Below are 19324 nucleotides of genomic sequence, written 5' to 3'. Positions count from 1 at the left end.
GGCCGGTCCGGCTCGGTGGTCGCCGATGCCGGTGCGGGCGCGGCGTCGCGCGGGCAGAGCGGTCTCGCTTCGCTCATTGCTTTCTCCGCCTTTCTGCGTGGGGGTCGGGTCGCTGCGGACGCGTCGTCCGGGGGCCGGATCGCCGGTGCCGGGCGCCGGGGAGGTCTCGTCCTGATGATCACGCTGGACGTGTCAGGTGGGGCGCTCGGTGTTCAGGATTGGGTACGTGTCCATTGTTGGTTGGTGCTGTTGCCGCAGGTGTATTGGGTGATGTCGGTGCCGTCGGTGGTGCCGCCGCTGACCACGTCGAGGCATTTGCCGCTGTGGCGGGCTCGTAGTTGGTGGTAGCTGCCGGTGGCGGTCCATTGCCATTGTTGGTTGGTACTGTTGCTGCAGGTGTACTGGACGATGTTGGCGTTGTCGGCGGTGGAGGCGGAGGCGACGTCGAGGCATTTGCCGCTGTTCTGGTTGACGATCCGGTAGTAGCCGTTGCCGGCGTCCTGGAATTCCCATTTCTGGTTTCCGCCGCCGTTCCAGGCGTATTGCTTGACTTCAGCGCTGTTGGCGGTGGAGTTGCTCACGACGTCCATGACTTTGTCGCTGTGTCGGGCGGTGATCCGGTAGTAGGGCGGTGACTGGCCGGTGATGGTGCCGGTGTCGGTGTCGATGGTGATCGACGGGTACCAGGTGAGGGCCATGCTGGTGGTGGTGGGGAAGGTGATGGGTAGCCAGACGTACTGGGAGTCGTTGACCGGTCCGTTCCAGGCGCCGGCCCAGCGGTCGCCCATGTAGAGGTAGCTGGTGGTGGAGGTGCCTTGGATCGGGAGGACGAAGGTTGGTTGGGATCGGTAGGTGGTGGCGTCGCCGACGTTGGTCCAGCCGGTCCATGGGCCGGAGATGCTCGGGGCGGTGGCGTATCTGGCCTGGTTGGGGTTCCAGCCGGTGGCTGCTGAGGTCAGGAGGAAGTAGGTGTTGCCGCGTTTGAACATTGCGGGTGCTTCGCGGTGGGCGTCGTTCCAGAAGTTGCCGACCAGGGTGGCTACGTTGAGGAAGTCGGTGGTGAGGCGGTAGATGTGTAGGTCATAGTTTTCGTCGGCGGCGGAGATCATGTAGGCGGTGCCGTTGTCGTTGTAGAGGGTGATGTCTCGGGACATGTGTTGTCCGAGTGGTCGGAAGCTGCCGTGGTAGGTGTAGGTTCCGTCGATGGTGGTTGATGATGCGACGGCGGCGCGGGCCTCGCTGTAGTTGGATCCGTTTTCCTTGTGCATCCACATCACGTACCGGCCGGTGCTGGCGTTGTAGATGACCTTTGGTCGTTCGATGTTGGCGACCTGGAGTTCGGGCGCGGATGACTGGGTGAGGACGTTGGCGCGGAATTCCCAGTCGGCTAGGTTCGTGGAGCGGTAGACGGAGACCGCGCGGAAGGTGTTGTCCGGGTTGCGGTTCTCGCCGAACCAGTAGTAGTAGCTGCCGACCTTGAGTACCCCGCCACCGTGGGCCTGTAGCAGGTTGCCGCTGGTGTCTCTGAACTGCGTGCCGTTGGTGATGGTGACCGGTGCCGCCCGGGCGGGCGTGCCCGTTCCTGTCACCACCGTGATGACCGCCGCCGCGGTGACGACGAGCGACATCCCCAGCGATAGGAAACACCTGCTCCTGTTCACTTTGTGTCCCTTCTGTCCGGTTCTCTGTGGTCGGGTGGCCGAGGGCCTTGCTGGTGCCGCCCTGGCGCATCCCCCGCCCTGGCCCTTCGGCGACGGCACCGGCGTCCGACCGGCCAACCCCGGACCGCAGGTGTTGACGGTCCGGCAACACCTTGGTAATCGAGCGTGCACCGGCGCGCCATACTTCGAACCGATTCAACCATGGAGATTCATAAATGAACATCAGTGGCTGCGATGGCGTGCGCCATCGGCGCTAGGATCATTTGCCCAGCTCGGAGCCGACGTGACGGGGTCGATCTATAGATGGTCGCCGAAGTCTTCTCGGTGGTCGGCGTCGCCGGGCCCCCGGCGTACGGACCGTCCCCCGATGGCATCGTCGAAACAAGGAGTGTCGAGCGCCTGCCGTCAGGGGCCGGCCCGGAGGCGGCACCCTGTCCGCCGCCGCAGGCAGCCGTGCGGGGCCGCCGCAGGCAGCCGTGCGGGGCCGCCGCAGGCAGCCGTGCGGGGCCGTCGAGGGCCGGGCGGCGGTCCACCTTCCGGATGAAGCGAAGGATCCCTTTTTCAACCTCGCCTTGCGGTGCGGTGGACCGCACGGTCGGACGCGGTGCGCGAGCGCCGCGCGGTTCAGGTTGAAAAAGGTTCACTAGTGGAGTCGTGAGAGTGGAAGTGACGATCCGCGGACGACCAGTTCGGGCGCGAGGAGGACACGGTGTGGGGGACGACGTCCGCCGTCGAGCAGGCGCGAGAGTATGAGCTCGACGGCGAGCCGCCCGACATGGCTCTTGGGCGGCCGCACGGCGGTGATCGCGGGATCGGCGAGATGGGCGATCTCGTCGTCGTACGACACGATCGCCAGGTCACCGGGGATGGCGATGCCCAGCTCGGCGCAGAACTGGGCGACGGCGATGGCGTGCGGATCGCTGTGGACGATCAACGCGGTGATCCTGCTGAGCCTGCATTCCCGGAGGATCCGGACGATGGCGTCCCGCTCCCCGGGCGCCGTGACCGTTTCCTGCATGACGAGGGTGCCGCAGGTGCCGGGATCGGTGGACGCCGTCCGCCAGGCGGACCTCAGGTGTACCGAGGTCGGACTGCCCTGCGCGAGGACGAGGCCGATTCGTCGGTGCCCCTGCTGCCGAAGGTGGTAGACGGCGATCTCGAGGCCCAGAGCGTGGTCGCTGCGCACCCATTCGATCTGGCGTGTGGTGGGCGTCCATCGGCGCGGTTGACGTTCGACAAGGATGGTCGGGACCGGCAGTTGGCCGATCCATTCGAGAATCTCGTCGGCGTCGTCGCCGTCCAGGCTCGGCGCGAGCAGCAGGCCTTGGACCTGTTGGGCCTCGACGAGGCGGCCGATCTGGCGGCGGTCCTCGTCGGGGTCGTAGCTCGAACCGCGCAGTTGGATCGTGACGCCGAGAGCCGCCGCGGCGGCGCGCGCGCCGGCCACGATCGGCGGCCAGTAGAAGTCGAGCGAGGGCACGACCATGCCGATGGTGAAGCGGACGGGGGCTCGTCGGGGCTGGACGAGGGTGTTGCTGTGGGACGGCAGCGTCGCGCCGCCGTGGACCTTGGCCACGAGGCCGCGTTCGGCGAGGGCGGCGATGTCGCGGCGGATGGTCAGCTCGCTGACCCCGAACTCGCGGGCGAGGTCACGGACCCGTACCGCGCCGCTCCCGCGAAGCTCGGCGAGCAGCCGCTCCTGCCGCTGCGCGCTGAACAACCGATCTGTCTCCACGATGCGCACACTCCTATCGGGCGAGCCAGCCTCCGTCCACCGGAAGGACGGCGCCGTGCACGTACCGCGCGGCGTCGGAGGCGAGGAAGACCACGGCGCCCATGAGGTCCTCGGGTGCGCCCCAACGCCCGGCCGGGATGCGTTCCCGGATGGCGCGTTCCCGGTCCGGGTCGCCGCGCAGCGGCGCGGTGTTGTCTGTGGTGATGTAGCCGGGGGCGATCGCGTTGACGTTGACCCCGCCGGCGGCCCACTCGTTGGCCAGGGCCCGGGTGAGGCCGACGACGGCGTGCTTGGCGGCGGTGTACGACGGGACCTTGATGCCACCCTGGTACGACAGCATCGACGCCACGTTCACGATTTTCCCGTGGCCCTGGCCGAGCATGACCCGCCCGGCCGCCTGGCACAGGTGGAACACCGCGTCGAGGTCCACCCGGAGCACCGCGTCCCAGTCCTCGGGCGGGTGCGCGACCGCCGCGGCACGGCGGATGATGCCGGCGTTGTTGACCAGCACGTCGAGGCGGCCCAGTCCGGCGACCACCGCCTCGACCGCGTCGGCGAGCGCGTCCGGCCCGGCGGTGGAGAGGTCGGCAGGTACGACCAGAGCCCGGCGGCCCAGTTTCTCGACTGCCGCGATGGTTTCGGCGGGGTCGGTGCGGCCCAGCAGGGCGATGTCGGCGCCGGCCTGGGCCAGCGCGGTCGCGATGGCCTGGCCGATGCCGCGGTTCCCGCCGGTGACGAGGGCGACGCGACTGCCGAGCCGGAAGGTGTCCAGGATCATCGCTACAGGCCCATGCTGCGTAGGGTCGGTACGGTCCGACCCACCCAGGCCAGGTCGGTGTCTTCGCGGGCGCCCTGGGTGCGTTGGGTCCCGGCCAGGAACCACAGGAAATAGGTGGTGTAGCCGGGCGCGCTGACCACGGTGTGGTACCCCTCCGGCATCATCTGCATCACGTGCTCGCGGATGGTGGCGTTCTCCTCGTAACCCTCGTCCGTGTAGACCCGGCTGATGCCGAACCCGCCGGCCGGGTTGACGCGGTAGTAGTACATCTCCTCGTGCGCGGCTTCCGCGGGCAGGTTGTCGACCTTGTGCCGGTGCGGTGGGTAGGTGCTCCAGTTGCCGGAGGGCGTGTAGGTCTCGCCGACGATGAGCCGGCCGGCGGGCAGGTCCGGCTGGGAGATCTCGGTGAGGATCTGGTGGTAGGTGCGGCCGAAGTTGGCCGCGCCCCACCGGCCGCCCGTGACCTGGTCCGGTGCGATGACGTAGGGGGCGGTGGTCAGGTCACTGGGTGCGCTGGGCAGCGCGACCTCCACGTCGGTGACAGCCTCGACGGTGATGTCGGCGCCGGCCGGGATGTAGACGGAGTGCGGCTTGCCGGAGAAGACGTCCGGACGCCGGCCGACATCCGGAAAGCGGTGTTCGGCGATGGTGAAGCTGGCGGTGCCGCCGAGGATGACCGCGAGGATCTCCCGGCCGCCGGACTCGCCGGTCCAGGAACCGCCGGCCGGCAGCCGCAGCAGGCTGAAGTCCAGCAGACGGCAGGGGTTGAAGGGCAGCGTGTTCCGGCCGTCGTCGGCGGGGAGGGTGCAGTGGTAGCGGTAGTCCATGATCACCTTTCCGGGAATCGGGCGGTCAGGGCGGCGATTACCAGGGGCTGGTCCAGCCGGGGGCGGTGGCGCGGGTGAGAGCCTCCAGATAGAAGTAGTCGCCCCACAGGGTGCCCTCGTCGACGCCGATGCCCTTGGGCTTGTCGTAGACGCCGTGCAGGATCAGCGCGTTCGAGGCCGGATGGCCGTCGGTGGAGTAGCTGTCGGCGAGGGAGCGCAGGATCCGGCCGGCGGCTGTCCGGTACCGGTCGGCGAGGTTCGCGTCGTCGAGGTTGTCGGCGAGTTCGACCAGGCCGCAGGCGGCGATGGCGGCGGCTGAACTGTCACGTTCCTGGCGGCTGCCGTCGCCGAACTCCAGGTCCCAGTAGGCGACGTGGTCGGCGGGTAGCTGGGCGAGGAAGCGGTCGGCGCAGGTCCGCGCGGCGGCGAGCAGCGCCGGCTCGCCGGTGTGCCGGTGGTTGAGGCTGAACCCGTAGATGCCCCAGGCCTGGCCGCGGGCCCAGCAGGAATGGTCGGCATGGCCCTGCTCGGTCTCGCCGCGCAGTGGTGCTCCGGTCTCCGGGTTCCAGTAGAAGGTGTGGAAGGTGGTGCCGTCCGGGCGCAGGATGTGCTGGCTTAGCTCTGCGGTGTGCCGGTGGGCGGCGGCGGCGTAGCGGTCGTCGCCGGTGGTGTGGCTGGCCCAGTAGAGCAGCGGGGTGTTCATGAGGCTGTCGATGATGGTCCGGCCGCGCTGGCGCGGGTCGGCCAGGTCGCCCCAGGCCTGGATGATCCCGGCGGGTTCGAGGACCCGGGTCATCAGGCGGTCGGCGGCGGCCAGGGCCGCGCCCCGGGCGCGCGGGTCACCGGTACGGCGGGCCGGGATGACGCAGGAGAGGGTGTAGAGAAATCCGAGGTCGTGGGTGTCCAGGTCGATGCCGCGGGCGACCCGGGTGGCGAAACTGTCCACGTGGGACATGGCGGCCCGGTGGTAGCGGTCGGCACCGGTGAGATCGTGTGCCAGCCAGAGCATTCCGGGCCAGAAGCTGGTGGTCCAGCCGACGTTGGCGCCCGGTGGCTGGCCGGCGACCGGTGGCCGCAGTGGGTAGCGGTTGCCGGCGGTGGTGTCCGCGGGATAGCGGTCGCCGAAGCTGTCGATGTTCGCGTCGACGGTGCGTATCGCGGCGGCCACCGCGGCCGCCATGGCTTCGGCGTCGGGGCTGGGACGGACGTCAGTCGCCGTCATCGGATGCTGTTCTCCCTCGGGTCCGGGCCGGTGCCGTCGACGTCCCGGGTCGGTCGCCGGGACGTCGACGTGGACGTGGTCAGGCGCTCTGCGGCGCGGTCGTCGGTGGGTCGAGTGCGGCGCGCAGGCTGAACCGGCTGTTGGCCCACACGACGTACAGCAGCGGCGCCGCCGCCACGCCGAGCGCGATCGCGGGCCGGGCCACGAAGAGCTGCGTCAGCAGTGCGAGGACCAGCAGTGACGCGACGCTGAGGTACCAGCGGCGCACCGAAAGGTACGCGCAGGCGCGGGCCACGTCGCGAAGCCGTGCGGCGGGTCGCGCGGCGATGGCCACCAGCCCCAGCAGCGCGGTGGCCGACGTGAGTACGGTGAGCATGGCCAGGATCGGCAGCGCGAGCGCCCCTGCCGGGTGACCCCACACCGCGTACGCGTCGACGCCCAGCACGACCAGGATGGCGGTGGCCGCGGCGGCCCAGCGCATCGCCGGACGGGCGGTGGCCCGCCAGGCGCGGCCGAAGGTGCGCAGCACGCCGTCGGTGCCGGTGCCGGCGGAGTAATCGGACATCACCGCGAAGACCCCGCAGAGCGCGGGCGCGCATGCCGGCGCCACCAGCGCGTACAGCGGCCAGGCCCGCGCCGCCTCCGTGGTGAACACGAGCCCGACCAGCGGCAGGCAGCCGACCACCAGCAGCAGGTTGGAGACGAGCGCCACCAGGACGCCGTCGAAGATGCCGGAGATGGTGTGGTGGCGCGAACGCATCAGCCTCAGCCCTTCAGTCCGGTGGTGGCGATGCCTTCGACGAAGTACCGCTGGCCGAGCAGGAAGATGACCGCCACGGGCAGTACGGAGAGCACCGAACCCGTCATGATCAGCGCGTACTCGGCGTTGTACTCGTCGATGAACGTGCGCAGTCCGAGCTGGATGGTGCGCAGCTCGGGACTGCGCAGGTAGATCAGCGGGCCGAGGTAGTCGTTCCAGGTGGTGACGAACGTGAGCAGGGTCAGGCTGGCCAGCGCGGGCCGGGACAGCGGCAGCATGATCCGCCGGTAGATGCCGAACTCCGTCAGCCCGTCGACCCGCGCCGACTCGCTCAACTCCTCGGGGATCGTCTCGTAGTACTGCTTCATCAGGAACACACCGAACGCGCCGAACGCCTGTAGCGCGACGATCGACCACAGCGTGTTCGACAGCTCAAGTTTCGACATGAGGATGAACTGCGGGATCATGTAGGACTGCCAGGGCACGGCAAAGGTGCCGAGGTAGGCGAGGAAGAGCAGGTTGCGGCCGGGGAAGCGGATCCGGGCGAAGCCGTAGGCGGCGAAGCTGCCGGTGAACACCTGCAGGAAGGTGACGACGACCGAGAGCAGCAGCGTGTTCTTCAGCCACGTCGTCATCTCCGAGCGCTGCCAGATGTCGACGTAGTTGTGCCACACCACCGGATCGGGGAGCCACTTGATCGGGATCGTGAACACGTCGTTGTTGGTCTTCAACGAGGCGACCACCATCCAGTAGAACGGCAGCAGCAGCCCGCCCGCCGCGAGCCCGAGGGCGGCGTATCCGACGATCCGCCAGCCACGTGCCGCGCCGCGCCGGCCACCTGGCCTGCTGCCGACGGGCACGGTGATGGGCGGGGCGGGCGCGGAGAGGTCGGTCGCGGTCATCAACTGTTCCTCCGCTTGTTGACCATGAACTGGATGACCGTGATGCCGAAGCAGATGGCGAACAGGACGATGGAGACCGCCGAGGCGTAGCCGAACTGGTTCTCCTCGAAGCCCTTCTGGTAGATGTACTGCGACAGCACCAGTGTGGACTGTCCCGGGCCGCCGTCGGTCATCACGAGGATGAGGTCGAAGACCTTGAAGCTTTCGATGGTGAGCATCACGGTGACGAAGAAGGTCGTGTGGCGCAGCCCGGGGATGGTCACGTTCACGAACCGCTGCCAGGGCGTGGCGCCGTCGATCTGGGCGGCCTCGTAGAGCTGGGTCGGGATGGTCTGCAGGCCGGCCAGGAACAGCAGCATGTAGTAGCCCATGTAACGCCAGGTGCCGACGATGATGACCGCCGGCATCGACCAGTCGGCCGAGGTGGTCCAGCCGGGCGGGCGGCCGACCCCGACGGCGCTCAGGAAGGCGTTGACCGGTCCGTACTCCGGGCTGAACAGCTGATTCCACACCACCGCGATCGCGACGATCGAGGTGACGTAGGGGAGGAAGGCGACGGTGCGGAAGAACCGCACGCCACGTAGCTTGCGGTTGAGCAGCAGCGCCAGTCCGAGCGATGCCAGCATGGTGAGCGGGATGTGGAACACCGTGTAGTAGACGGTGTTGCGCAGCGCGGTCCAGAAGCTCGTGTCGCCCCACATCCGCCGGAAGTTGGCGGTGCCGGTCCACTCGGCCACCCCGAAGACGTTCCAGTTCGTGAAGGCCAGGTAGAACAGCACCACGACGGGTACGAGGGTGAGCAGTGCGAAGCCGGCGAAGTTCGGCAGGATGAACGACCATCCGGCGAGCGTGTTACGCCACACCAGCCGCCTGCGTCTGGGCCGCGTACGCGGCATCGTTGTCATCGAGACTCTCCGGGAAGCATTCGGCGCGGAAGCGGGTCCGGCGTGTGGTACGGGACGCGCCGGACCCGCCAGGGGCTCACTGGTCGAGGACCTCGTTCTTGGCGCGGCTCTGCGCCTCGTTCAGCCCCGCCTCGACGCCCTTGCTGTTGGACAGGATCGCCGAGTGCGTCTCGTCGAGGACGTTCTGCAGGCCGGCGGTGTGCTTCGACACCGGGTTCTCCGGCTTGATGGTGTGCTTGGCGTACGCGAATTTCGACAGGTCGTCCTGCGGTACCCCGTCGAGCCCGAACAGTGCCGCGGTGACGGCCTCGGTGACCTGGGCCGGGGTGATGCCGATCCCGGCCAGCGCCTTGCCGGCGTCCTGACCGGCCACGTACCCGAGGAAGGCCTTGGCCGCGGCGACCTTCGACTTGTCGATCCTCGGATTGATGCCCATCCCGGTCGGGTCGCCGAAGGTGACCGGCGTGGCGGAGGTGCCGGTGGTGGAGCTGTCGAACTGTGGCGCCGGGGCGATGCCCCACTCGAACCTGTCGGCGTCGCCGCTCTTGCGCTGGTTGAGCAGGGTGGCCACGTACCAGGTGCCCATCGGCATCATCGCCGCCTGCTGCTTGCCGAACTGTGCCTGGTAGGTGAGCTTGTTGGTCTTCGCGGTGCCGAACGTTGGCTGCGCGCCGGCGGCCTGTAGGTCCAGCGACCGCTCGTAGTATGGCTTCAGGTAACCGAAGTCGCCGGAGAGCAGGTCCGCGTTCGGGGTCTGGGCGAGCGCGAAGCCCTGCACCGTCGACTGGAAGATGTGCTGGTAGGCGCCGGTCGCCTTCGAGCCGGCAGCCTTCAGCCCGGTGGTCAGCCGCTTGGCCGCAGCGGTGTAGTCGTCCCAGGTCCAGGTGCCGTCCGGTGGAGCGACCTTCGCCCTGCCGAACAGCTCCTTGTTGTAGAACAGCACCCACGAGTCCTGGCGGTACGGTACGGCATACGCCTTTCCGTCAACCTGGTACGGCGCAAGCGCCGGAACCGAGCCGAGGTCCGCGGCGGTGTCGGAGACGTCGAGCAGTTGGCCGCCGCTCTGGTACGTGTAGAAGTTCTTGAGGTTCTTGAGCACATAGACGTCCGGCGCGGTGCCTGCGGCGAGGTCGGCGGTCATCTGGGTGTCGTAGTTGGCGGCGTCGTACTCTTTGAGTTCCACCGTCACGTTGGGGTGCGTCGCCTTGAATCCGTCGGCGAGCGTCTTGAACTCCGGCGTGGAGGACAGGGTCCATCCCGCCAGGGTGATCGTTACCGGGGCGTTGGGGTCGGCTGGCTCGTCCTCGCCGCCGCAACCGGCGAGGACGAGTGTCAGCGCCGTCGCGGCGCCGATGACGGCCGGTATCGCGCGCTTCATCCCTTTCTCCTTAGGTCAGGGGCCCGGGCGGGCCCGCGCTGCTAGCAGGTCGCCTGGCGGCGGGCCTGGCCTGCCCCGTGTCCAGGCGGGTCGCCGTGCTGGCACCGTCCGGCCAGTCGACCACCACGTGGAGGCCGTCGGCGTCTTCGTCCAGCACGGCCTGACACGGCTGCCGGGGAGCCGTGGCCGCGTACTCCTCGGACAGCTCGACGAGGGTGGCGATCCACCCTCCTGGTTGGACGAGGTGCTCCAGCCAGGGCACGACCAGCCCGCCGGCCAGGGGCCCGCCGCGTGGAACGGCGGTGGCACCGGCCGTTCCGCCGCCATGGACTGCCTCGAGCCAGCTGATCAGGCCGGCCCCGGTCACGGTCGCCACACTGCCGCCGAAGGCGGCCGTCGCATCACCGGCAAGGGCCCAACCGCCGATCCGCAGCCGCAGCGCAGCCGCCTCGACGCCGTCGGCGAGGCTGTCGACGCGGGTCAGGCGTAGCTCCCAGGGGCCGCGAACCAGCGAGTACACGGTGAGGTGCCCGGCCGGTCGGGACCGGCCCGTACGGCCGCCGCCGTGGTCGCGCTGGCCCGGATCCGGGTCGACCCAGTGAGCGAGCGCGCGCGACCCCGCCACGCCGATGCCGTCGCCGTCGCCGTCGACCTGAAGGGTCAGCAGGCGCATGCCGGCGCGGTGGGTGGCCCGGCCTGCGCCGTCGACGAGGGTGACGGACTGGTCGAGCGGATTGACCCAGCCGGTCTCGTCCAGGACCGGACTGGTGGCGGTGGAGTAACCGAGCCGGGCGTAGAGCGGGGAGTCGCAGACCGTTGCGCCGTCCAGTGCGTGGTCGGTGCCGTGGTTGACGACGCGGACGATTCCGTCGGCGCGGGTGGCCGAGACCAGCCAGCCCGGCGCGCGGATGGCCCGTACCGCGTCGTGCTCCTCGACCGGAAGCGGCCGCTCAGGCTCCGTCCACACCGGATGGTCGGCCGGCAGCGCGATGCCGAGCAGGCCCTTGCTGGCCCAGTACGGCGAGCCGGGGCCGGAGTAGGTCTGGGCCAGCCGCGGCCACGGCCCGTGCCAGCCGAGGGTGAGCAGGCCGCGGTCGTCCGGGGCGCCGCGGTCGACGAAGTGGCGCACGATGCCGGTGGCGGCGCGGCGCAACTGGCCGAGGCTGACCGAGGGCACCCCGACGATCGTGCCGACCCAGAACGGCGCTGCGGCGGCGAACCGGTAGATCAGGCTCCGCCCCTGGATCAGCGGCGACCCGTCGGCGCCCACCAGGGCGACCGCGTCCCGCAGGAACCGGTCGAGGCCGGCCACATCCCGTTCGCGGCGCTCCGCCGCCAGGTCCGCCGCGCCGGCCATCCGGGCCCACAACGTCGGATACAGGTGCAGAGCCCACCCCACGTAGTGGTCGTAGGCGCGCTCCGGCCCGTCGGACATCCAGCCGTCGGCGCGGGCGAAGCCGTCGTGGGTGGCCAGATCCTCGGCCATCTCGTCGAGCGCGTGCGGCCCGCCCACTGAGCGCAGGAACGTCTGCACCACCAGCCGGAACCAGACCCAGTTGATCCGCGGGTAGGTGTGGTCACCGACCGCCGGAGCCAGGTAGTCCACCACCCGCTCCCGCACCGCGGACGGCAGCCGGTCCCAGATCCACGGGCGGGTCATGTCCAGGATCAGGGCGATCGAGGCGGCCTCCACCTTCGCCTGGGGGTGCTCGTCCAGCCGCACCCAGCGCTCCGGTGAGGCCGGATCGGTGCCGGCGGCGATGCCGGTCGCGTACCGGTCGACGAGGTCGTCCACGCCTACCCCGCGGGCGCCGGCGATGCGGAAACCAGCCAGCAGAAACGTGCGGGCGAACCCCTCCAGTCCGTCGACGGTCCGGCCGTAACCGCCCTCCGGGCCGGGAAAGGTAACGAGAGCTTGGCCGGGCGACGTGAAGGGGCGGGCGGCGGCGAGGATCCGGTCGGCGAGGGCCAACCAGTCGTCGCGGCTCCAGCTCGCGGCCATTCCGGCCCCCGAGCGTCTCCCGGGTGCCGTCGGACCGGTGGTGCCGGACATCATCCGCAGTCCTGTCGCATCGATCCGCCTCCATGACGCGTGGCGACTGGGCGTCACCCGCACATGTGACGTACAGGCAACGGCCGGGTTTCCGAAGTAAAACGCTCACAACAGAGCAAGTCAATGACGTTATCAAACCGAGATGAACATTTTCGACCAAAAGCGCGCAGGCGGCGGCTGCCCTCGCGGCGGCGTGGGCCGCCTCGTCCAGGCCGATAGATGGGTCATTAGCGGGCGTAATGCCCCCAAGTCGGTGCCGTCGGCGCGTCCAGCCGGATCCGTGCTGGCGTGATCGTTGGCGTCAGTGGCGGCTGGGTGCCACAACCGCTCTGATACGATCAGAATCGTTCATAGCTGCTCTACCTGCCTGAGGAACCATGGCCACCGCAGACCGCTTCGTCGGCCCGCCCGCTCCAGGCTGGCCCGGCGCCGGAGCGGAATCGCCGGCGCTGGTACCCGTGCCGCCGGACGCCGCACTTCCGCCGCAGCCGTGGCCCCGGCCGCACCGTGATATGGAAAGAGCGGCTCACCCGCCTGGCGATCGAGGGCGGCGCACTCGGAACGGAGGGCGCATTCGTCGTCGCGGTCGAGAGGTCCATCCGCGCGAAGCGTTCCTTGGAGGTAACAGATGACCCTGGACGGCAGTGGCACCAGCCCGGTAGAGAACCGGGCGCCCCTGCAGGTCGCCCGCCGCCAGCAGCTGCTGGCGGCGCTACAACGCGACGGAGCCATGCGCATCTCCGACCTGTCCGAGGCGCTCGGCGCCGCCGCCATCACCATCCGGCGGGACATCGCCCAGCTCGCCGCCGAAGGGCTGGTGCGGCGGGTACACGGCGGGGTCGCACTCATCACACCGGACGAGGCCCCCGCGCCGGAGGAAGCACCAGCCGTCAGCCCGTACTCCCTCAGCGGACGCACGATCGGCATGCTCGTGCCTTCGCTGGACTACTACTGGCCGGACGTGGCCCGGGGCGCCGAGGAGGCCGCCCGCGAACTCGACATGCGGGTCGTGCTGCGCGGCTCCTCGTACGACAGCGAGGACGACAAACCCCAGCTCGAACGTCTCGTGGACCGGATGGGTGTCGACGGGCTGATCATCGCGCCGCGGATGGACACGTCCACCGCGGAGCGGACCGTCGACTGGCTGGCCCGCGAGGGGATCCCGGCCGTGCTGCTGGAGCGTACCGCCACGGTGGGCGCCCACCACGCGGTGATGGAGTCGGTGGTGACCGACCACGCGCTGGGCGCGGCCATGGCGGTGCGGCATCTCGCCTCCCTCGGCCACCGCAAGGTCGGTGTAGTGCTGGACGCCGACAGCCCCACCCGCCCGCACGTGCGCCGGGGATGGCGGGAGGCCGCGGACGAGTGCGGGCTGGACCCCGCGTCAACCGTCGAGGTCGTGCTGCCCGACGCGCGCTCGCCGGAACGGGAGACTCTGCTCCACGAGATCCTCGACCGCTGCCGGGCGACCGACACGACCGCGCTGCTGGTGCACGCCGACGCGGAGGCGATCGCCCTCGTGCAGCACTGCGAGGAGCGACAGCTGTCCGTGCCCGGTGACTTGTCCATCGTGGCGTACGATGACGAGGTTGCCGGCCTCTTCAGCCCGCCGCTGACCGCGGTGAGGCCGCCGCGCCGCTCGATCGGCCGTGCCGCCGTGCGTCTGGTCGCCGACCGCCTCGCAGATCCCGCCCGCCCCACCCACCGGGTCGTCATCAGCCCGTCCCTGCGCGTCCGCGAGTCCACCGCCCCGCCGCGCGCACGGTGACGGCCGAGACGCCGCCCAGGCATGACACGCCACCCCGCTGATCGAGGCCGGTGGGGTGCCGGCTCAGCAGGTTGCCCAGTCGAGGCGGTAGCTGCTGCTATAGCTGATGTCGACCGCGTCTAAGGAGACGAAGCTCGTGCTGGTCTGCGGGTCTGAGGTGCCGGCACCGACCCGTAGCGCGGTATCGAGGACGATGATGGGCGTGGTGCCGCACGGGAGGTAGACCGGTTCGATGAGCACCTCGTCGGTTGCCTGCCACAGGTCGTCCATCGGTCCGATGAGCGGGTGGGAGATCAAAGCCGGCCGTGGTTTTCCCTGGAGGTGGTGGCTTGCCTGATGGATACCGGTCGCGCCGTCGGCCAGGAAGGCATATCCCATGTGGTCGACCCCGGAGACCGCCAGAGTGAATCCGGCGGGCGGCTGCAAGGCGAGGACGGCCTGGCAGCTTTTCCGGAAATCGAGGGGTCCGGCGCCCACACCCACCTGGACGAAGAACGAGTTGTAGATCAGCGAGAACCGGGTGTTGTCCGGGGCCACAGTGACCAGCACCGTTCCTGGTGGACAGCCTGACCCGCTCACGGTGACCACGTCGACGACCATCGAGGCGGTCGGCGGTGGCGACGGAATGGGAGCGGCGGCTCGGGCGGGCACCGCGGACGCCATCACAAGCGCCAATGAGGTTGCGACAGCAGTTCTCGTACGCATGGCGCCCCCGGTCCGGCAGCATCGGACGCAACTCATAGAGGTTGGTCGATCGAACTGAGCTTACCGCAGTCGCCGGGCGCTCGACATCCGGCGGGCACCGGGTAGGTGCCCCGCGATTGGGTCTGCTATCCGTCGAACCGAATCGACGGCGGTGGCGCTGCGTACGATGTGTGGCGTGTTGCGGGCCGAAGGCATCCTCTCCGTGTTCGACCGGGCAGCCGAACAATTGCGGTTCCCGCAGCCGGAACACCCGCACAGCTACCTGATGGCCGCCCGGCTGCACGCCTTCAGCGACGCTGACCGTTGGGCGCTGGTCGTCGAGGCCGTCGGATACAACCCCCGCGCCGCCAACGTGGTGGACGCCCAACACGCTCTCGGCAACTGCCTCATCGGCACAGCGGAAAACTGGGCGACGCAGTTCGTCAACCGAGTCGACAACTTCCAAGATCTGTTCGAGGAGCAACCGGGGCCGCCCCGGTACCGCCAGGTACCGATCGTCGTGCGTGGCCAGGAGCTACGCGCGGACGCCGCCCCCACGATCCCTCCCCAGGAACTGTTCCGGCTGCTCGTACCGGAACACCGCGACCTGATGCTCGGGACCGGTGCCGAGCTACGCCAACTCGTCCCGACCGATCTACCACGGGTACTGCGGCTGGACGACTGGCACCACACCGCCCTGCGCGTCAGGCCACCCAGCGCCGAGCGGGACCGGCGACGTCACCTGCACGAGAACCTCGCGCGACACGTGCCACCCGAGCAGCGGGTACCGTTCGAGATCCGCCCGAGCGACATCGAAACCTATCGGCAGATCGCTGAGGTCCTTGCCCTGGCCGACCCCTCCCACTACCAGCCGACCCTGCCACCCAACACGCACTGGGGCAACTGGCCCATGTCCGGTGCCCTATAGCCATGGCATGACAACGCCCCGGCAGCGTACTGGAGGGCGGGCTGACGGCGGCAAATCCGTGTCTCTTGATGCAAGGACCTGGATGTCTGGGCTGACTGTGAGCATGGCGGGGTCGGTTCAGCGGTGCTGGGCTGATAGCCGGCGGTGGTGAGTCTGGCTCTTGGTCTGACTGGCTTGGCGCCTTCGCCCGGACTTGTCCGCCCTACGGACAATGCCTGCCGTGTTCCGCCAGGGTGAGGTCGACGGTCGGTGCGAGTCTCAGGAGCGGAGGCTCCAGAGGGTCATCGTCGGGTACGCGTCCGATCCCGTCCTCCGGGCGGCAACGGCTGCGCGTCGCCACCGGGCCGACGATCCACTGACCCGGCACGGCCCGCCCGGCGCTGGTGGACCAGCCGGGTCAGGTAGAGCAACGCGCCAGCCAGTATGCCCATGTCGTCGAGGTAGATCGGATCGGGCAGTAGGTCGACCGGCAGCACCGTGTAGATCAACGCGCCGTAGAACGCCACCTTGCCGCCGGCCCCCAACTCGCCAAGCAGCTTGCGCGTACGCAGCACCTTGACCACGAGCACGACAGCCCCGGCCAGCGTGGCGACGGCCACGATGCCACCCAGCACCAGGACCACGGTCCACGTCTCCCGGGACATGCCGTAACGGTAACCCGGCGGACCCGGCGCCGCCCGGCGGCACCCTGTGGAGTTGCGCGGCGTCGGTCAGGTCGTGGTTCCGTGGGTGCGGCCGTTGAGTCGCTCGCGTGCCTTGGCGTACACGTCGGCGAGGAGGTCGCGGAGCAGTTTCTCCTTGTCCGCGAAAGGCTCTTGGACGAACTGGGTCGGCCGGAACGCGGGCTCCGGCGCGCGAGGATCTGTCATGTCGCGTCGACCTGTACTGCGGCTTTGGGCGGCACGGTCGTCAAGAACGACGACTCCCATTCCGCCTACGTCGACCTGAAATCTCAAACCGTCTGCCCCGAACCTTTCAGGAATAGATGCTGCCGAATGCACAGCAATTCCCTCTCCGTGCGACAGTCGTGGCGCGCACGACCGAGCCTGCGGAACTCACCGTTCTCGTCGACGGGTGTCCGGGTGATCTTGTCGCCGGCATGAACGCCTGGTGTGGCTCGGCGAATCGCCTGCCGCTAATGCCGTTGGTTGGGACAGTGGGAGGGTGAGCAGTGGCAGTGGGGAGATGGCCTCGGAGGGGGCTTTCGGGGCCGGTGGACGGGTCAAGGCCGCGACACACGGCGGGGTGACGCGCGCGGAGTTCTTTCTCGATCTGGTCTTCGTCTTCGCCTTCTTCAACGTCGCCCATCTGATGTCGGAACGATCAGCCACGGATGCGTTGCTTTTCGGAGGGTTGGTGGTGCTGCTCCTGTGGCGCAGTTGGGCCGGGTACGCCTGGGTCGGGAACCTGGTCCGGCTCGACCGCAACGGGCTGCCGGTCGCCGTGTTCGCGATGGCTACCGCGATTCTGCTTGTGGCGGTCGCCATCCCGGAGGTGTTCGTCGGGCAATCTGCTGGCTTGTCCGGCCCCCTCGTGTTCGTCGTCGGCTTCCTGACGGCCCGCGTTGGATCCCTATTGATCGTCTCCGCTGCGCGGCGAGGCACGAAGAGATCGTCCGCTGCGGCTCGACGGGCTTGGCTGCCGCTGGCCGGTAGCCTGCCGCTACTGCTGTCCGCAGTCCTGCTGCCCCCTCACCTGCCGTCCGGACGGGGCGCGGAGGTTCTTCAACTCGTGCTTGTCGTGGTCGCGATCGTCGTCGACTACCTGGGGCTGCGGGCTCCGGGAATCGGGACATGGCAGCTCACGTCGGTTCGGCACTGGGCCGAGCGACACAACCTGATAATGCTGATCGCGCTCGGCGAGACGATCATCTCGATCGGAACGAGTCGAGGACTCGTCGGCGACGATCCGATCACCTGGTCGGTACTCGCCGGGGCGGTGCTCGCTCTTGTCGTCGTGGCGTTCCTGTGGTGGGCGTACTTCGACATTGCGGCGCCCGCCGGGGAGGTCGCGTTGGAGTCCACCCCACGGCGCGAACGGTCACGTCGCGCCCGTGATGCCTACACACTGTTGCATCTGCCGATGATCGCCGGCCTCATCCTGGTGGCGTTCGGGCTCAAGAAGGCGCTGGGCGGAACGCCGGCCGGTCATCCTGAACACTGGACCATGGCGGACCTGGCGGTCCTCTACGGCGGTGTGGTCCTGTACCTGGTCGGGTTGGTGGCGTTCGAGTGGCGCACCGTCCGGCGGATCGGTCGCGGACCCGTGTTCGGCCTTGTTCTCGTGGCGGTGCTGGCGGCACCGGCCCGCTACCTGACAGCGCTGGGGGCGCTCACGATCCTGGCCGTCGCTCTGTTCTGTGTGGTGGTCGCCCATCTGACAGCGCTACGACACCGGCACCGCGAGCTGCATCGCGCCGTCGCGGCAACGGTCAGCCGGGAGGTCGACGCCACCCCGGAGGAACTCTTCCTGGATCTGGTCTTCGTGTACGCGTTCCTCCAGGTCACTGTCATTATGACCCGACATCCATCGGTGACCGGGGTGACCCTGGGACTGGCCGTCCTGGCGCTTCTGTGGTGGTCGTGGGTCAACTACACCTGGTTCACCACGACAATCCGCGGTCCGGAGAACAGCCTGCGACTGCGTCTGGTCGTACTGGCCGCGGTGGCGCTGATCCTGACGCTCGGCATCGCCGCGCCCCAGACGTTCAGCGACGTGTCCGGAGGATTGCCCGCGCCGCTGATCGTTGTCACCTCGTACGGGGCGGTGCGCCTGCTCCACCTGGCGTCGTTTTGGTGGATACTCCGCCATGACGTCGCCCTTCGCGCCATCGTCGTTCGCGCGGCCGTACCGACCGGAGTAGGGATCGCCCTGCTGCTGTCCGCAGCGTCGATCGCCCTGGCCACCGGCGACCCGCTCACACCCTTGACCGCACTGTGCTGGGCCGCCGCCATCGTCATCGACGTGGGCGGCGGATACCTCATCGGGTCCCGCAACTGGCGACTGCGCTCCGTCAGCCGATGGATGGGCCGCTTCAACCTGATACTTCTCATCGCGCTCGGCCAGGCGGTCATCTCCACCGGCATCGCCGCCAGCGACCCACCCATCTCGACGTCCACATTCGTCACCGTCGCGCTCAGCGCCACCCTGTTGTCCGCGATGTGGTGGACCTACGTCGGCACCGACATCGTCGTCGGTCAGCGGTTCACCGAACTCACCGAAAGCCGCCAACGAGGTGCATTAGCCCGAGACGCCTACGCGTACCTGCACCTGTTCCTCGTCGTCGGCCTCGTACTGGTCGCCTTCGGGTTGCGCACGACCTTGCCGCAGCAGGGACGGGACTCCGCCTCGCTCGCCATGTTCGGACAGGTCACACTCACCTGCGGAATCGTCGTCTACCTCTTGGCCGACCATCTCGTCTGGCAGCGCGCCCGCCGCCGGATCGCTGGCCGACGTGCGGCGAACCTGGTCGTCGCCGCGCTCGCTCCGGCAACCATATTTCTGCCGATTCAGTGGGCGTTGGCCGCCCTCGCCTTGGCACTGTTCGCCGCACACTTGCTCGCACGCACGTCAACCCCGCCACTCGACACGGTACTCGACCACCGAATATGAAGCCTCCCAGTCCCAGCGAGCCGTGTTGCGTCCGGTGCAACGCGGCGAACATCGAGCGCGCCGAGGTACCCACCCGAGTCGCTACCTCGCGCCCGAGCCCTCCGTGGCCGG

Annotated in this window: 16 protein-coding genes; 3 read left to right on the top strand and 13 right to left on the bottom strand. The window is 69.0% G+C overall.

What is annotated here, in order from left to right:
- Nucleotides 1-212 precede the first annotated feature (212 nt).
- The 10 genes from ACQEVC_RS37005 to ACQEVC_RS36960 all read right to left on the bottom strand — a co-directional run bounded on the left by ACQEVC_RS37005 (nucleotide 213) and on the right by ACQEVC_RS36960 (nucleotide 12170).
- Nucleotides 213-1628: an RICIN domain-containing protein gene (locus tag ACQEVC_RS37005; protein ID WP_432887570.1), complete on the bottom strand. Its 1416-nt coding sequence runs from the start codon at nucleotides 1626-1628 to the stop codon at nucleotides 213-215.
- 676 nt (nucleotides 1629-2304) lie between these two features.
- Nucleotides 2305-3405, bottom strand: a complete 1101-nt coding sequence (locus ACQEVC_RS37000; RefSeq protein WP_432887568.1) for a substrate-binding domain-containing protein — start codon at nucleotides 3403-3405, stop codon at nucleotides 2305-2307.
- Between the two features lie 4 nt (nucleotides 3406-3409).
- The gene (gene kduD, locus ACQEVC_RS36995) at nucleotides 3410-4174 is read right to left on the bottom strand and encodes a 2-dehydro-3-deoxy-D-gluconate 5-dehydrogenase KduD (RefSeq protein WP_432887565.1); all 765 of its coding nucleotides are present in this window, start codon (nucleotides 4172-4174) and stop codon (nucleotides 3410-3412) included.
- A gap of 2 nt (nucleotides 4175-4176) precedes the next feature.
- Nucleotides 4177-5001, bottom strand: a complete 825-nt coding sequence (gene iolB, locus ACQEVC_RS36990) for a 5-deoxy-glucuronate isomerase (RefSeq protein ID WP_432887562.1) — start codon at nucleotides 4999-5001, stop codon at nucleotides 4177-4179.
- Nucleotides 5002-5038: 37 nt separating this feature from the next.
- Nucleotides 5039-6223, bottom strand: coding sequence for a glycoside hydrolase family 88 protein (locus ACQEVC_RS36985; protein ID WP_432887560.1), 1185 nt, complete (start codon nucleotides 6221-6223; stop codon nucleotides 5039-5041).
- Nucleotides 6224-6302: 79 nt separating this feature from the next.
- Entirely contained in the window at nucleotides 6303-6983 is a 681-nt protein-coding gene (locus tag ACQEVC_RS36980; RefSeq protein WP_432887557.1) for a hypothetical protein, read from the bottom strand.
- 5 nt (nucleotides 6984-6988) lie between these two features.
- Nucleotides 6989-7885: a carbohydrate ABC transporter permease gene (locus ACQEVC_RS36975; protein WP_432887554.1), complete on the bottom strand. Its 897-nt coding sequence runs from the start codon at nucleotides 7883-7885 to the stop codon at nucleotides 6989-6991.
- On the bottom strand, nucleotides 7885-8790 hold the full coding sequence (locus ACQEVC_RS36970; protein WP_432887551.1) for a carbohydrate ABC transporter permease: 906 nt from the start codon (nucleotides 8788-8790) through the stop codon (nucleotides 7885-7887). Before ACQEVC_RS36970 ends, ACQEVC_RS36975 begins: the two co-directional genes overlap by 1 nt.
- Before the next feature lie 76 nt (nucleotides 8791-8866).
- On the bottom strand, nucleotides 8867-10168 hold the full coding sequence (locus tag ACQEVC_RS36965) for an ABC transporter substrate-binding protein (RefSeq protein ID WP_432887548.1): 1302 nt from the start codon (nucleotides 10166-10168) through the stop codon (nucleotides 8867-8869).
- 10 nt (nucleotides 10169-10178) lie between these two features.
- Nucleotides 10179-12170 carry a DUF2264 domain-containing protein gene (locus ACQEVC_RS36960; RefSeq protein WP_432887545.1) on the bottom strand — a complete coding sequence of 664 codons (1992 nt, stop codon included), beginning with the start codon at nucleotides 12168-12170 and terminating at the stop codon, nucleotides 10179-10181.
- 679 nt (nucleotides 12171-12849) lie between these two features.
- Between ACQEVC_RS36960 and ACQEVC_RS36955 the strand changes: the two genes are divergently transcribed.
- Nucleotides 12850-13989, top strand: a complete 1140-nt coding sequence (locus ACQEVC_RS36955) for a substrate-binding domain-containing protein (RefSeq protein ID WP_432887542.1) — start codon at nucleotides 12850-12852, stop codon at nucleotides 13987-13989.
- 63 nt (nucleotides 13990-14052) lie between these two features.
- Here the strand turns inward: ACQEVC_RS36955 and ACQEVC_RS36950 are convergent, their stop codons facing one another.
- A complete protein-coding gene (locus tag ACQEVC_RS36950; RefSeq protein ID WP_432887539.1) occupies nucleotides 14053-14589 on the bottom strand; it encodes a DUF4360 domain-containing protein in 537 nt (178 codons plus the stop codon).
- 280 nt (nucleotides 14590-14869) lie between these two features.
- On the opposite strand from ACQEVC_RS36950, the gene ACQEVC_RS36945 reads away from it, so the two are divergent.
- Complete coding sequence (locus tag ACQEVC_RS36945) at nucleotides 14870-15601, top strand: DUF7003 family protein (protein ID WP_432887536.1); 732 nt, start codon at nucleotides 14870-14872, stop codon at nucleotides 15599-15601.
- A gap of 281 nt (nucleotides 15602-15882) precedes the next feature.
- Here ACQEVC_RS36945 and ACQEVC_RS36940 read toward each other — a convergent pair whose 3' ends face one another.
- Both ACQEVC_RS36940 and ACQEVC_RS36935 read right to left on the bottom strand, forming a co-directional pair.
- On the bottom strand, nucleotides 15883-16245 hold the full coding sequence (locus ACQEVC_RS36940) for a hypothetical protein (protein ID WP_432887533.1): 363 nt from the start codon (nucleotides 16243-16245) through the stop codon (nucleotides 15883-15885).
- A gap of 66 nt (nucleotides 16246-16311) precedes the next feature.
- Nucleotides 16312-16470, bottom strand: coding sequence for a hypothetical protein (locus tag ACQEVC_RS36935; protein ID WP_432887531.1), 159 nt, complete (start codon nucleotides 16468-16470; stop codon nucleotides 16312-16314).
- Between the two features lie 376 nt (nucleotides 16471-16846).
- Between ACQEVC_RS36935 and ACQEVC_RS36930 the strand changes: the two genes are divergently transcribed.
- The gene (locus tag ACQEVC_RS36930) at nucleotides 16847-19213 is read left to right on the top strand and encodes a low temperature requirement protein A (protein WP_432887524.1); all 2367 of its coding nucleotides are present in this window, start codon (nucleotides 16847-16849) and stop codon (nucleotides 19211-19213) included.
- Nucleotides 19214-19324: the final 111 nt, after the last annotated feature.

Origin of the sequence: Plantactinospora sp. CA-294935, assembly GCF_050936445.1 — a bacterium.
In the GTDB taxonomy this organism is placed as follows: Bacteria; Actinomycetota; Actinomycetes; order Mycobacteriales; family Micromonosporaceae; genus Plantactinospora.
This window is presented reverse-complemented; position numbering and strand designations above follow the sequence as displayed.

What these genes read in the sequence shown, in the direction of transcription:
- ACQEVC_RS36985 (WP_432887560.1), bottom strand. Translation starts at nt 6,223, where the DNA reads ATGACGGCGACTGACGTCCGTCCCAGCCCCGACGCCGAAGCCATGGCG.
- ACQEVC_RS36965 (WP_432887548.1), bottom strand. Translation starts at nt 10,168, where the DNA reads ATGAAGCGCGCGATACCGGCCGTCATCGGCGCCGCGACGGCGCTGACA.
- ACQEVC_RS36980 (WP_432887557.1), bottom strand. Translation starts at nt 6,983, where the DNA reads ATGCGTTCGCGCCACCACACCATCTCCGGCATCTTCGACGGCGTCCTG.
- ACQEVC_RS36970 (WP_432887551.1), bottom strand. Translation starts at nt 8,790, where the DNA reads ATGACAACGATGCCGCGTACGCGGCCCAGACGCAGGCGGCTGGTGTGG.
- kduD (WP_432887565.1), bottom strand. Translation starts at nt 4,174, where the DNA reads ATGATCCTGGACACCTTCCGGCTCGGCAGTCGCGTCGCCCTCGTCACC.
- ACQEVC_RS36975 (WP_432887554.1), bottom strand. Translation starts at nt 7,885, where the DNA reads ATGACCGCGACCGACCTCTCCGCGCCCGCCCCGCCCATCACCGTGCCC.
- ACQEVC_RS36935 (WP_432887531.1), bottom strand. Translation starts at nt 16,470, where the DNA reads ATGACAGATCCTCGCGCGCCGGAGCCCGCGTTCCGGCCGACCCAGTTC.
- iolB (WP_432887562.1), bottom strand. Translation starts at nt 5,001, where the DNA reads ATGGACTACCGCTACCACTGCACCCTCCCCGCCGACGACGGCCGGAAC.
- ACQEVC_RS36950 (WP_432887539.1), bottom strand. Translation starts at nt 14,589, where the DNA reads ATGGTCGTCGACGTGGTCACCGTGAGCGGGTCAGGCTGTCCACCAGGA.
- ACQEVC_RS36955 (WP_432887542.1), top strand. Translation starts at nt 12,850, where the DNA reads ATGACCCTGGACGGCAGTGGCACCAGCCCGGTAGAGAACCGGGCGCCC.
- ACQEVC_RS37005 (WP_432887570.1), bottom strand. Translation starts at nt 1,628, where the DNA reads ATGTCGCTCGTCGTCACCGCGGCGGCGGTCATCACGGTGGTGACAGGA.
- ACQEVC_RS36960 (WP_432887545.1), bottom strand. Translation starts at nt 12,170, where the DNA reads ATGGCCGCGAGCTGGAGCCGCGACGACTGGTTGGCCCTCGCCGACCGG.
- ACQEVC_RS36940 (WP_432887533.1), bottom strand. Translation starts at nt 16,245, where the DNA reads ATGTCCCGGGAGACGTGGACCGTGGTCCTGGTGCTGGGTGGCATCGTG.